Here is a 13570-nt window from a genome sequence, read left to right on the forward strand (position 1 = left end):
AGCAGCCCACTAGTCGCTGCTAGTCGATAATCGCGCCGACAATCGTGCCAATACGTCCCAAGTGCTCAACCTCACTTGGCAGGAAGTCTGGCCCTCCGGGCCGGCCAATAACGAGAACCAGACCCTTGCCCATTGGGGTAGCGGCAATGGAGGAGTCCATAACCGTCCAGTCCTCCGGGAGCCACGTTTCTTCGTCCGGATCCAGGTTTCGTGGCGAGTCAATCGGGGCTTCCGGCAGAGTCCGGCCGTTATCCCCTGGAGCAGCGGTAGAGGAAGCGCGACGTACCCACCGGCCATCGCTCTGTTCGCCGAGGACGATAGCCCAGCCTGCAGTCATAGTCTGAGGCAGGCCGTCGACGACATCTCCGAGGGCACGATCCAAGTTCTTCGTGTGCTGTGAGAACTTGGCCAGCAGCGCAATCTGTCCGCGGCGGTCAACCGAGCCGGAGAAAGGCCTAATTGAATCGACTTCCACTCCGCTAATGGACTGAGCCGCTGTAATCAGTGTGTCTGGGAGCAGGCCCATAGGCAGGTCAACCACGATGTCGTCGACAACAACGCCATTAGCGCCGTAATCTACGACGTCGACACTGCGAATATCACCTTCTACTTCGCCCAGGGCAGCCGCGACGTAGCCAAGTGCGCCTGGTTCGTCGGGAAGCTGGATGCGAAGGAGGTAACTCATGGCTGTGTGTACAACCTTTCGAATAATTGAGAGTGATTCTTGCGGTGTAACTATAGAAGTAGTGATTTAGGTTACAGGGTAAACCCCTGAAATGTAAGACCCTGCGGACAACGACTCAACGATAACGACTACTGTTGGCAAGTACAGCCCGCTCGCGCGGTTCAAAATCAGTTTCAACTAAACTTCTGTGCACTAGCTTCGTACGAAGAAATGAAAGGGGTACTAGCGTGCCAGCTATCTCACGCGATGAGGTCGCCCACCTAGCGCGATTGTCCCGTCTGGCTCTGACTGACGCGGAACTCGACGAGTTCGCCGGTCAGATCGACGGCATTATTAACCACGTCCAGGCCGTTCAAAAGGTGGCTGCGGATGACGTTGAACCGATGAGTCACCCCTCTTCGCTGTCCGGTGTGATGCGCGAGGACGTCGTCAAGCCGACGCTGACTGCGGAGCAGGCGCTGGACCAGGCGCCGTCGCAGGACCGCCAGCGCTTTGAAGTTCCCCAGATTCTTGGCGAGTAGGAGTACGTGGAAGAAATGACTGCAGCTAACCCGAATCTGCATGCCGCTGTTGCTGAGGACCCGATTCTGGGGCTGAGCGCTTTCGAGCTCGCACAGAAGATTCACGCTCGTGAGCTGACCTCGGTAGAGGTCACCCAGGCGTTCCTCGACCGTATCGCGGCAATTGATGAGGACATTCACGCATTCCTGCACGTCGGTGCCGAAGAGGCCCTGGCTGCAGCTCGCAAGGTCGATGAGTCGCTGGATGCTGGCGAGGAGCCGGCCTCCGCGCTGGCCGGTGTTCCGCTGGCGCTGAAGGATGTCTTCACTACCACCGATGCGCCGACCACCTGCGCTTCCAAGATGCTCGAGGGCTACATGAGCCCTTACGACGCAACGGTTACTGCCAAGCTGCGTGCAGCTGGCATCCCAATCCTGGGTAAGACCAACATGGATGAGTTCGCCATGGGCTCGTCGACTGAAAACTCCGCTTACGGCCCGACTCACAACCCGTGGGATGTTGAGCGCACCGCAGGCGGTTCCGGCGGTGGCTCTTCCGCGGCGCTGGCCTCCGGTATGGCTCCGCTGGCTATCGGTACTGACACCGGTGGCTCGATTCGTCAGCCAGCAGCTCTGACCGCAACGGTCGGTGTGAAGCCGACCTATGGCACGGTATCCCGCTATGGCCTGGTCGCTTGTGCCTCCTCGTTGGATCAGGGTGGGCCGACCGCGCGAACCGTTCTGGACACCGCGCTGCTGCACGAAATCATTGCTGGTCACGACGAGAATGACTCGACTTCCACGGAGCAGCCGATTGCCGATGTGGTTGCTGCTGCCAAGGAAGGTGCTACCGGTGACCTCACGGGGGTTAAGGTCGGCATCGTCAAGCAGTTCGACCGCACCGAGGGTTACCAGGCCGGCGTACTGGACAGCTTCCACGAGGCCGTCGACAAGCTTAAGGAAGCTGGCGCAGAGGTGGTCGAGGTCGATTGCCCGAACTTCGACCACGCACTGAGCGCGTACTACCTGATTCTGCCGTGTGAGGTCAGCTCCAACCTGGCTCGTTTCGACGGCATGCGTTACGGCCAGCGTGTTGGTGATGACGGTTCGCACTCGGCCGATGAGGTCATGGCTATGACCCGTGCCGCTGGTTTCGGCGATGAGGTTAAGCGACGCATCATCATTGGTACCTACGCGCTATCGGTCGGTTACTACGACGCCTACTACATCCAGGCACAGCGCGTCCGTACCCTGATTCAGCAGGACTTCGAGCGGGCCTTCGAACAGGTAGATGTCCTGATCTCGCCGACCACTCCGACCACTGCGTTTAAGTTGGGCGAGAAGGTTGACGACCCGCTGAGCATGTACATGTTCGACCTGTGTACTCTGCCGCTCAACCTGGCCGGCATGTGTGGCATGTCCGTGCCGTCGGGCCTGGCTGAAGACACGGGTCTGCCGGTAGGCCTGCAGATTATGGCTCCGCGCCACGGTGACGATCGTCTGTACAAGGTCGGCGCTGCCTACGAAAAGGTTCGCGGCTCGATTGCATAAAAGCGCTCAATAAGCGTTAGTCGGTTTTCTGCAACCGTCGTTTTCTCACTGAAGTGGGAGAGCGGCGGTTGTTGTCGTGTCACGGGAAGTTTCATGCATGCGCAGGAACGCAAACATGGAGAGAGTCAGAATTAAAAACCCACCACGATTTATGCCTTGGATCTATGGGCTGGTCATTGTCATAGCCATTGCCGTCAGTCTGGTCGCTGCGGTGGTCTTCGGCTCGGCGGATATCACCTGGTCCACCACGACACAGGTCATTTCGCATCACATCTTCGGCACTGAGCTCGATGAATCTGTGCCCGCCAGTTCGGACACCATCGTCTGGAAGCTCCGCGCTCCCCGGGGTATTCTCGCAGCGATTGTAGGGGCGGGGCTAGCTGTCTCCGGTGTGGCTATGCAGACATTGGTCCGTAACCCGTTGGCAGACCCATATCTGCTAGGTATTTCCGCCGGCGCCGGTGCCGGTGCGACCGCGGTGATTATCTTTGGTGCTTTCTCCGGTAGCCCCATCGCGCCGCTGACATTCGGTGCACTCCTCGGTGCAGTCATGGCCACCCTCGCGGTCGGTGCTTTCGCCACTGCAGGCGGTGGGCTGACTCCGCTGCGTTTGGTGCTCTCCGGCGTTGTGCTCTCCGCTGCGTTTTCCGCGCTGAGTAGCTTCATGGTCTTCGCTGGGCCAGACCCGAGGGCCGCGCAGTCCGTGATGTTTTGGATGCTGGGCTCTGTTGCCGGTGCGACATGGCTGAAGACGCTCTTCCCGCTCATTGTCCTCATCGCAGTACTGTTGTTTTTCCTGGTCAAAGCCCGTCATCTGGATGCGCTGGCAACTGGTGAGAGCACCGCAGCGGCCGTAGGTATTGATGTTTCTCGGCTACGCACACAGGTATTTGTGCTCCAGGCTGTCCTCGTTGGCACGCTCGTTGCGGTCTCTGGCGGCATCGGGTTTGTCGGCCTGGTGATTCCACACTTGACCCGCATCTTGGTAGGGGCCACGCACCGCGTTGTCCTACCGGTTGCTGCCCTCATGGGTGGACTGTTTCTCATCTGGGTGGACATCATCGCGCGCGTAGTGGGCGGAAGCCAGGAAATGCCGCTGGGAGTAGTCACGGGATTGGTTGGCGCACCACTTTTCCTCTACCTCATGAGCCGCTCGCACTACAGCTACGGAGGTGCTGAGTAAATGAGCGCTCTACAAAAATCTGTACTCGCCGCTAAAGATGTGCGCTGTGATATCGCTGGGCGCACGATTGTCAGCGGAGTCAACCTCAACTTCGGTGCAGAACCCATGACCGCCATCATTGGTGTTAACGGCGCGGGTAAATCCACGTTGCTGCGTGCGCTCGGTGGAATCACGAAACCGGCCACGGGCGAGGTCGAGATTAACGGCAAATCGATGAGCTCAATCAGCTCGAAGCACCGCGCCCGCGATTTGGCTTTCGTCGCGCAAAACGAGGTTCCACCCGCCGAAATGCGCGTGCGCGACTTTGTCTCCCTGGGGCGCTTGCCCTACCAGCGCCTTTTTGGTGGCAACACTGCCGAGGACAATTCCCACGTCGACCGTGCGCTGGAGCTCGTAGGTCTGGAAACGGTCGCGCAACGCCTGTGTGGGCAACTCTCGGGTGGGCAACGTCGTCGCGTGTGTCTGGCGCGTGCCATCGCCCAGGACTCGCCAATCATGCTTCTCGACGAGCCCACTAACCACCTCGACGTGCGCCATCAACAATCCGTCCTCCGCCTGGCCCGCTCCAGCGGAGCGTGTGTCATTGCCGCGATCCACGACTTGGATCTGGTGATGAACCACTTCGACCGCGTCATCGTGGTCGCGGACGGCGGTATCGCGGCCGACGGCATTCCCGCAGAAGTGCTTACCCGCGACTTTGTCGCCCAAATCTTTCAGGTTGAATCCTGTCAGCTCAATTCCCCCGCTGGCCGCCGCCACCTCGCAATCGATAGCGAGCTGGATGCTGCCACCATCAACTAGGAGTACTCCCTTGAATAACGCACATGCTTTCCGACGTCCCCTTCGTGCCTCAGCAGCTGGTATCGCTGTGGCTGCTCTGGCATTCGGAGCCGCCGCCTGTGGCTCTGATGAGGGAACGCAGGCCTCGTCGTCAGGCCTTACCCTCACCAACTGCGGTGAAGAAGTCAGCTACCCGGGTGTAGCTAAAAAGCTGCTGATTAATGACGGCAATATTGCTTCGCTGGCGCTGGCTGTCGGTGCTGCGGATGAGATCACAGCGGTGAGCTCTATGGCCTCGCATCTGCCGGTGTTGACCGCAGCTTATGGCGATGCAATTGCGCAGAAGCCAGAAGTTGCGAAGGAATACCCGAATCTGGAGCAGGTCATTGCGGCCGAACCGGATGTGATGCTGGCGGGCTGGGGCTATGGCTTTAGTGAAGACAAGGGCATTACCCCGGAATCGCTTTCCGAGCACGGTATCGGTGCCTACACCCTGACGGAATCTTGCCGTACTGGTGACGCAGCCTCGGCGGGCAAGGAAGGCAGTGGCGACCCGGGGCATACTCGTGGTCTGGTGGATCCGTGGGAAGCTGTCAAAATTGATTTGAAGAATATCGCTACCTTGACCGGACACGACGGTGAGGGCGACAAGGTTATTGCAGATATTGATAACCGACTGCAAGCCCTGGATGCCGCGCCAAAGGGAGATAAGAAGCCAGTGGGCTTCCTCTTTGATTCTGTCGGTGAAGCACTATTTACCTCGGGTTCCTTTGGCGCACCGCAGGGCATCCTGGAAAAGGCCGGTGCAATCAATGCGACCGAGTCGATTAAGGACACTTGGACTACGACCTCCTGGGAGCATGTCGCGGAGATGAATCCTGACTTCATCGCGCTTGTGGACTACCCAGGTCAGACCTTCGAAGAGAAAATCAAGGTTTTGCGCACGAATCCGGCAACGAAGGATCTCGAGGCGGTCAAGGAGAACCGCTTTATTAACCTGCCGATTGCATTGTGGACGGAGTCTCCGCTGAACGTCGATGCCGCAGAGTACGTGCGCAAGGCGCTCGAGGAATATGGTCTTGTGCCGGCGTCGGAGGTGACGACGAAGATGGAGCTACCGTCTGAGCTACCAGGGCAGGAGTACCTGCAGAAGTAGTTTCGACCAAGGCCGTCAAGCACGAACTGACTAACGCGACTAAGGTGGGCATCATGCGAATTGCGACCCTTACCTCCGGTGGAGATTGTCCCGGTCTGAATGCCGTTATCCGTGCAATTGTCCGTACCAGCTCGAGCGAGTACGGCTCAACCGTCGTCGGTTTTGAGGACGGTTGGATTGGTCTTATGGAAGACCGTAGGGTCCAGCTTTACGACGATGAGCGGATTGACCGTATGCTGCTGCGTGGCGGCACGATGCTGGGCACCGGCCGCGTGCATCCGGACATTCTCATGTCTAACCTCGACCGCATCAAGGAAAATCTCTCTGATGCGGGCATCGATGCCCTGATCCCAATCGGTGGCGAAGGTACGCTGAAGGCCGGCAAGTGGCTTTCGGACAATGGGGTGCCGGTCGTCGGTGTTCCGAAGACTATTGATAATGACGTCAACGGTACGGACTACACCTTCGGTTTCGACACGGCTGTGGCTGTTGCCACCGACGCGGTTGACCGTCTGCACACCACTGCGGAATCCCACCAGCGCGTCATGATTGTTGAGGTCATGGGTCGACACGTGGGCTGGATCGCTTTGCATGCGGGTATGGCCGGCGGTGCTCACCACATTGTCATTCCGGAAAAGCCATTCGACATCAACGAGATTGTGAAGTCGATGGAGCGCCGTTTCCAGATGGGTGAGAAGTACGGCATTATCGTCGTCGCTGAGGGCGCCACCCCGAAGCCGGGCACCATGGAGTACGAAGAGGGCGGTGTCGACCAGTTCGGCCACCAAACCTTCAACGGCATTGGTCAGGTTATTGGTGCGGAGATTAAGAAGCGCACCGGGTACGACGTTCGCACCACGGTGCTGGGGCACATTCAGCGTGGCGGTACGCCGACTGCGTACGACCGCGTGCTTGCTACCCGCTACGGTGTCCACGCCACCCGAGCAGTACACGAGGGGGACTTCGGCAAGATCGTCGCTCTGCACGGTGAGAACATCGAGCGTATCGACATCGACGATGCGGTTGCTGAGTTGAAGGTTGTGCCGGATGGCCGTTACCGCGCAGCTGCTGCGCTGTTTGGTTAAACGCGTCGGTTAAGCACGCGTTGCTAAACATTTAGGCACATCTTCGTAACAAAATAGGCATACTGCCCGAGCTGGTGTATCAATCACCAGCTCGGGCAGTATGCTTTGTAAGGTTCCGGTTTTTGAAAAATAGACTTATATTTAGGATTTTCTCGTTATGTGGAAAAGAGCCACAACAATCGCGATGGCCTTTGTCGGCCTAACTGTCGGTGCCGGATTCGCATCCGGCCAGGAAATGATGCAGTACTTCGTGGCATTTGGCACTAACGGCTTGTGGGGCGTGGTACTTGCCTCCGTCGTGATGATTGCCAGTGGCCTGGCAGTGCTGTCAATTGCCAGCTACTTGCAGGCTGATGAGCACTCCGAGGTCTTCGACGTAATCACCCGCAGTTGGGTTTCGAAGATTTTGGATATCGCCGTGATGATCACGCTGTTCTGTACCGGCTTCGTCATGTTCGCCGGTGCCGGTGCGAACTTGAACCAGCAGTTCGGACTTGAGGTGTGGATCGGCGCCGTCATCATGGTTGCCCTGACTTTGGGTGTAGGCATGCTGGATGCCGACAAGGTCAGCCGCGTGATTGGCATGATCACTCCATTCATTATCGTGTTCCTGCTTGGAGCCGGTATCTACACTTTGTTCACCACCGACACGTCGATGTCGGAGGCCGCGCAGTACACCAATGAACTGTCGACATCGCTGCCACACTGGTCTATTTCTGCCCTGAACTATGTCGGTTTCTGTGTGATGGTGGCCGTATCGATGTCGATTGTCATCGGCGGTAGCTACCTGAATCCGCGTGAAGCTGGCATCGGTGGTCTCATGGGCGGGAGCATCTATGCAGGTCTGCTGACGCTGGTGACCTTTGCCCTCTTCTTCAAGGTCAAGGATGTTGGCCACGAAGATATGCCGACCCTGGCAATCGTCAATGACATCCACCCGGTCCTGGGTACCGTGATGGCAATCATCATCTACGCCATGATTTTTAACACGGCCATTGGCATGTTCTACGCGCTGGGCCGCCGCCTAACACGCAATACCCCGCACCGTTTCCGCCTGGTATTCATCGTGACCGTGCTGATTGGCTTTGGCCTAAGTTTCTTTGGGTTCAAGGCTCTGGTTGGCTCCATTTACCCGGCACTAGGCTATGTCGGTATCGCCCTAATCGTGATTCTGTGCGGTGCGTACCTGGCAGGACGCAACAAGCTGATGGAGGAGTCGAAGCGCCGCGGTCGTATCCGGAAGCTCGCACGCCGGAAGATGCATCCGAACAAGAAGTTCACCACCGCCGATCAGAAGAAGCTCGACCGCGCTTTGGCCAACTCCAACATTTCCAACGTCGATCTTCAGGAGAGCGTCCGCGACGACATCGTCGAGGAACTGGTCAGCGACGATAATGTTGAATTCACCGAGGATGACGCCGAGCGCATCGTAGAAAAGGATAATGAGCGCCTGGAGAAACTTTCCGAAATCGAGGAAGCCTCCGATGATGACAATCCTCGCGAGACCGCGAGGGACTCCTTCCCAGGCGAGGCCACAGCCACTGCGCCGAAGAAGCTTGCCGGACAGACTAAGAATGCATTCAAGCGCGTGGCTCACCCTAAGCCGAAGAAAGAAAAGTAACTAGCGCGACTAGGCAGCTCGAATATTTAGGCAGCTTGAAAATAGAAGGCATCGCACCGGTAGGGAAGGGCGATGCCTTCTTCGTATGTGTGCCCCAAGTGTTCGTGGAGATACCAATGCAAGTTCGCCTCCACCTTGGCGCGAGTGGCGGGCTTGGAACGAAGCCAATAGGAACGGGTTCGTGCCAGCAGCACGATGTCCTCGATGGTCAGTGTCTGCTCCCAGGCCAGACGCACCTCATCGACTAGCTCCAGCTCCGGGTCAACCTCGGGGTAGAAGCCGGGACGCAACACGTCGCCGGCGTGCATTATGCGGCTGAGCCGATGCACCCACGGTACGGAAACATCCAAGGTGTTCCACACCAACATAGCCACGCCATCCGCGCGTAGCACCCGAGTGAGTTCTTTACCTGCAGCTGTCGGGTCCACCCAGTGCCATGTCTGCGCACATGTTGCTACATCGACGCTGTTGGGCTCCAGTCCCGTGCGCTCCGCAGTGCCTTCCAGGCATTCCGCCGCTGGCACATTGTGCATCAGTGCTTGCCGCATCGCGGTGGAGGGATCGAGTGCCAGCAGGGTGGCATCGCGGTAGACGTCGGCAAGCGAGGCGGTGAGCTTCCCAGTGCCGGCGCCGATATCGGCGACTACCTGTGGGTGCGGTGCGAGACGGGTAAGCGCTTCGATGACGGTTGGAGGATATCCGGGGCGCACGCGGTGGTAGCCCGTGGCTCCGTCGGCGCTTTCCTGCAGGTCGTTGTCGAAAGTAGCGCCTGCGCGGTGGCGGTCAGCGGCGTCGCGAAACGTTGGCGTATCGCGTGCTGACGTCGGTGGAATCGGTGGGTGTTCGTTAACTCCGGGCACGACTTATACCCTAGGGCACGCGTGCGGGGCCATCGCTAGTAGACTCTACAAACATGACCGCTGCATACGCTGATGACTTGATGGACTTTGATGAGGTCCTCGAACGTTTTGACCCGGTAATGGGCATGGAGGTTCACGTCGAGCTCTCGACGAATACCAAGATGTTCTCCTCCTCCTCGGCGCACTTTGGTGCCGAGCCGAATAGCAACGTCGATCCCTGCAGCCTCGGCCTACCTGGCGCGCTGCCTGTGGTTAACCGTCAGGGCGTTGAGTGGGCCATCAAGATTGGCCTGGCGCTGAACTGCGAGATTGCTGAGTCCTCCCGCTTCGCGCGCAAGAACTACTTCTACCCGGACCAGCCGAAGAACTACCAGATTTCGCAGTACGACGAACCAATCGCCTACGACGGATGTCTTGACGTTCAGCTTGACGACGGCACGGAGTTCCGTGTCGAAATCGAGCGCGCTCACATGGAAGAAGACACCGGCAAGCTGACGCACTTGGGCGGTGCCGATGGTCGTATTCACGGCGCCACGCGTTCGCTGGTGGACTGCAACCGCGCAGGTATTCCGCTGATTGAGATCGTTACTAAGCCAATTCTCGGTGCAGGGGAGCGTGCCCCAGAGGTTGCTCGTGCGTACGTTTCTGCGCTGCGTGACCTGGTGAAGTCCCTCGGTGTCTCCGATGCCCGCATGGACCAGGGCTCGATGCGTGTGGACTCCAACGTTTCCCTGCGCCCAATCGGCCAGGAGGAGTTCGGCACTCGTACCGAGACTAAGAACATCAACTCCCTGAAGTCGGTTGAACAGGCTGTTCGCTACGAGATGCAGCGCCAGGCTGCTGCGATTACTAATGGCGAGGAGATCGTTCAGGAAACCCGCCACTACCAGGAGACCGACGGCACGACCTCCAAGGGCCGCCCGAAGGAATCGCAGTCGGATTACCGCTACTTCAACGACCCGGATCTGCCACCTGTGATTGCGCCGCGTGAGTGGGTGGAGGAAATCCGCGCAACTCTGCCGGAGCTGCCGTGGGTGCGTCGTGCCCGTATTCAGGAAGAGTGGGGTCTGAAGGACGAGGAAATGCGCGACTTGGTTAACGCCGGCGCTCTCGACCTGATTGTCGACACCGTTGAGGCTGGTGCCGGCCCGGCTGAGGCTCGTTCCTGGTGGGTCGCTTACCTGGCACAGAAGGCCAACGAGGCAGGCGTGGAGCTGGCTGAGCTCGCGATTACCCCGGCACAGGTTGCACGTGTGATTGCACTGATTGAAGAGGGCAAGCTGACCAACAAGCTGGCCCGTAAGGCCGTTGACGGCGTGCTCGCAGGCGAGGGCGATGTTGATGAGGTCGTTGCTGCCCGTGGCCTGGAGGTCGTTCGCGACGACGGTGCTATTGAGAAGGCCGTCGACGATGCACTGGCTGCTAACCCGGACATCGTCGAGAAGTACCGAGCTGGCAACAAGAAGGTCGTCGGTGCCATCGTGGGGCAGGTCATGAAGGCCACCCGCGGCAAGGCAGACCCGGCTCAGGTCAACCAGCTGATTGCGAAGAAGCTGAGCTAGCCTCCCTGAAAGCTAATCCGGGGAACCGCCGGCGGCACCATCGCTCGGCAGTCTGACGACGCGCTCGTCGGACTCCGACGGTTGTGCCCCGGCGGTTTTGTTGGTCGTGGCACCCCAAACTTCAATACCCTGATTTGCTGCGACAGCCGCTACATACGAGATGTGGCCGAAGTCGCCGTCGACAAGCACTTCAGGGGAACCCTTGACCTCCCACGCCGCGTCGGGCCCACTGTACTGCGGACCCACCGGCATGGAGATGACCTTCTGCGCGTCTGGGATGGCGATGACCACGCGGTCACCCATCACTGCGCATCCACCGATGGAATCGTTCAGGTCCACACCGCCGAGGGGATTAATCACAGGGCCGGTGAGCTGAACCAGCTGTGGGGTGCCGTCGAGAATGGCGGTTGCCAACGGCGGCATTCCGTCCGGACCATGGCAGAACTGCTGAAACTCAATGCCTGGATCTCCCACGAGCAATTTGCGCGGGGACAGGGTGTCCGAAGTTCGGTCAAAATAGATTCCGAGAATGCCGGGCTCGCTGAGGTCCGGAAGTTCGCGCACATCAGCGGTGCTGCCCTCCACGAGGGTGACGCGCGCAATGGTGTCGTCGTTACGCAAAACAAAGACCTGACGGTCCTCTTCAACCGAGGGACTGGGCAGCAGTTGTTTTGCAGGGGCGCCGAGCCGTGCGACCTCACGCGGTCTCTTACCCGGTGCGACAACGGTGAGCGCACCGTCGTCGGTGGCGACGAGAGCCTCCCCAGGGCCGGTTGAGGCTAGCGCGGTGGTAAGCGGTAGGCAGGCCGCGAGAGTGACATCGTCGAGGTCGCAGGGACCTTTGTCTTTGGCTTTGCTTTCCGTGGTCGGGACCGGGGTAGAGGGCAAATCAGGGGAGGAAAACTTCGGCATGGCAATGCCTGTCGGTTCTGACTTGTCTTCAGTAAACGGCAACTCAAGCGCGCTCGAGGCACTCATGCAGCCGGAAAGAGAGACCATCCCGACAACACCAGCAGCGAGTGCAGCACGACGATGCCGCCCGCGAGCGCGAGCCTGTGCACTGCTGGTGTGGACGAGGTGGAATCCCATAGGCATACACAATACAGTCTCGTTTCACGGCCACGCCTGCGACCAAAAGTGAGGCAGTAGTTTTAATGTGGACGATGTGAGCGACTCAGAGAAGTACCCGAACGACCGCGCCCTCGAGAATGTGGAGGACGGATTCGATGACGATCTCGACGTCCCGACCTACCGCAAGCTCGCTGAGCCAATGAACGAAGAAACAAACCGTGACGACAGCGACAACACCGCAACGCAGATTTTTCCGGGTGTGCCGGAAAAGCGCGTAGAGGAGGAGTCGGAGGCGGAGGTAGACCAAGAAAACCTGCCGCCGGAAGCCGAGACCGATAGCGGTGCTGAAGCCGAGGCGGAAACCGAGTCTGAAACAGAAACAGTGACCGAGCCGAGCCCCGAGCCGGAGCCTGAAGTTCAGGAAGCCCCGAAGAAGCGCTACGACGCCTACGCCGCTGCAGGCCGCACGGCACCTCAGGTGATTAGCCCTGCCGGTAAGCCTTCGCCACAGGATGAACAGGTCGAAACTGAATTGGCACCCGAGGCCGATAAAGAGTCGGAGGTAGCCCCGGAGTCGGAGGCGACCGAAATCTTTGAGCAGCCGGCCCGTAGCGAGCGCGTCGATTCAGATGAGGATTTCAGTCAGCCGACGCAAGCCTTCTCGGCTTCTGAAGCGGCAGCCGCGTCCGCAGCGGGAACTGCCGCAAATAAGTCGGAAGCACAGTCAGCATTCGACGATGAGGCGGAGTCAACCTATGGCTCTGCACGCAATTCCGCAGCTGAGACTCAGTATTTCGATGAATCGGATTTCGCTGAACCGGCTGCCTCTCGCGATACCGCTGGTGCCGCTGGTGTTGCAGGAGCAGGCGTAGGGGCCGCCGGGGCAACTGCTGCTACGACTACCGCCGCTGCTGACGACGATGAAGACACGGACTTTTACGACGACAACGAACCGGAGCACCGTCGCGGCACCACCGATTTCGGCCTTCTGCTGCTGCGTCTTGGATTGGGTGCGCTGTTGTTGGTCCATGGCCTGACAACGCTGCTCGGCTGGGGTAACTCCGGTGGCACCACTGCGCTGGAGACACAGTTTAGCCAGAACAACTTCGCCCTCGGCCCTGTGATGGCCACTGCCATCCCAACGGTTCAGCTCATCGCGGGTGCCCTGCTCATCTTAGGGCTTGCGACACCGCTGGCCGCAGCATTGGCGCTGGCATTGTCCGCCTACCTCAGCATGTTTGATGTGGCTACCTCTGCCAATGGCGTGAATATCGTCGGCCAAGATTCCAGCAACCTTCAGCTACAACTGTTGATGACCGCCATGGCACTTGGCTTGCAGTTCACCGGTCCGGGCCGCATTGGTATCGACTTCGGACGCGGCTGGGCTCGTCGCCCACTGGCATCGTCTTGGATCTTCGGAATTCTGTCCATCGCTGCAGCAATTGGCCTGTGGTGGCTGACGACCAGCACGCTGCCGTTTGTTGGCTAAGGCAGCTCGCAGCTACACAAACAGTCG

The 13570-nt window shown here is 59.0% G+C and carries 12 protein-coding genes; 9 read left to right on the forward strand and 3 right to left on the reverse strand.

Annotated elements, in window-relative coordinates; translation table 11 throughout:
• Positions 1–19: 19 nt before the first annotated feature.
• The gene (locus HMPREF3042_RS06670; RefSeq protein WP_070856620.1) at positions 20–685 is read right to left on the reverse strand and encodes an ACT domain-containing protein; all 666 of its coding nucleotides are present in this window, start codon (positions 683–685) and stop codon (positions 20–22) included.
• 227 nt (positions 686–912) lie between these two features.
• Between HMPREF3042_RS06670 and gatC the strand changes: the two genes are divergently transcribed.
• The 7 genes from gatC to HMPREF3042_RS06705 all read left to right on the forward strand — a co-directional run bounded on the left by gatC (position 913) and on the right by HMPREF3042_RS06705 (position 8561).
• Positions 913–1206, forward strand: a complete 294-nt coding sequence (gene gatC / locus HMPREF3042_RS06675; RefSeq protein WP_005509328.1) for an Asp-tRNA(Asn)/Glu-tRNA(Gln) amidotransferase subunit GatC — start codon at positions 913–915, stop codon at positions 1204–1206.
• Positions 1207–1221: 15 nt separating this feature from the next.
• Complete coding sequence (gene gatA, locus HMPREF3042_RS06680) at positions 1222–2736, forward strand: Asp-tRNA(Asn)/Glu-tRNA(Gln) amidotransferase subunit GatA (RefSeq protein ID WP_049181171.1); 1515 nt, start codon at positions 1222–1224, stop codon at positions 2734–2736.
• Between the two features lie 115 nt (positions 2737–2851).
• Entirely contained in the window at positions 2852–3919 is a 1068-nt protein-coding gene (locus HMPREF3042_RS06685) for a FecCD family ABC transporter permease (RefSeq protein WP_083327436.1), read from the forward strand.
• A complete protein-coding gene (locus HMPREF3042_RS06690) occupies positions 3920–4720 on the forward strand; it encodes an ABC transporter ATP-binding protein (protein WP_049194082.1) in 801 nt (266 codons plus the stop codon).
• A 10-nt stretch (positions 4721–4730) separates the two neighbouring features.
• Entirely contained in the window at positions 4731–5855 is a 1125-nt protein-coding gene (locus HMPREF3042_RS06695; protein ID WP_070429321.1) for an ABC transporter substrate-binding protein, read from the forward strand.
• Positions 5856–5908: 53 nt separating this feature from the next.
• Positions 5909–6940 (forward strand): ATP-dependent 6-phosphofructokinase, encoded by a 1032-nt coding sequence (locus HMPREF3042_RS06700; RefSeq protein WP_038628534.1) that lies wholly within the window; start codon positions 5909–5911, stop codon positions 6938–6940.
• Between the two features lie 157 nt (positions 6941–7097).
• Positions 7098–8561, forward strand: a complete 1464-nt coding sequence (locus HMPREF3042_RS06705) for a hypothetical protein (protein WP_069358815.1) — start codon at positions 7098–7100, stop codon at positions 8559–8561.
• A gap of 26 nt (positions 8562–8587) precedes the next feature.
• Here the strand turns inward: HMPREF3042_RS06705 and HMPREF3042_RS06710 are convergent, their stop codons facing one another.
• On the reverse strand, positions 8588–9421 hold the full coding sequence (locus tag HMPREF3042_RS06710; protein ID WP_069358814.1) for a class I SAM-dependent methyltransferase: 834 nt from the start codon (positions 9419–9421) through the stop codon (positions 8588–8590).
• 53 nt (positions 9422–9474) lie between these two features.
• On the opposite strand from HMPREF3042_RS06710, the gene gatB reads away from it, so the two are divergent.
• A complete protein-coding gene (gatB, locus tag HMPREF3042_RS06715) occupies positions 9475–10983 on the forward strand; it encodes an Asp-tRNA(Asn)/Glu-tRNA(Gln) amidotransferase subunit GatB (protein WP_070856622.1) in 1509 nt (502 codons plus the stop codon).
• Between the two features lie 12 nt (positions 10984–10995).
• Here gatB and HMPREF3042_RS06720 read toward each other — a convergent pair whose 3' ends face one another.
• On the reverse strand, positions 10996–12072 hold the full coding sequence (locus tag HMPREF3042_RS06720; RefSeq protein WP_246822355.1) for a glucose dehydrogenase: 1077 nt from the start codon (positions 12070–12072) through the stop codon (positions 10996–10998).
• A 76-nt stretch (positions 12073–12148) separates the two neighbouring features.
• Here HMPREF3042_RS06720 and HMPREF3042_RS06725 point away from each other — a divergent pair, with 76 nt between their 5' ends.
• On the forward strand, positions 12149–13543 hold the full coding sequence (locus tag HMPREF3042_RS06725) for a DoxX family membrane protein (RefSeq protein ID WP_246822357.1): 1395 nt from the start codon (positions 12149–12151) through the stop codon (positions 13541–13543).
• Positions 13544–13570: the final 27 nt, after the last annotated feature.

It is taken from the genome of Corynebacterium sp. HMSC074C05 (assembly GCF_001838325.1).
Classification (GTDB): Bacteria; Actinomycetota; Actinomycetes; order Mycobacteriales; family Mycobacteriaceae; genus Corynebacterium; species Corynebacterium amycolatum.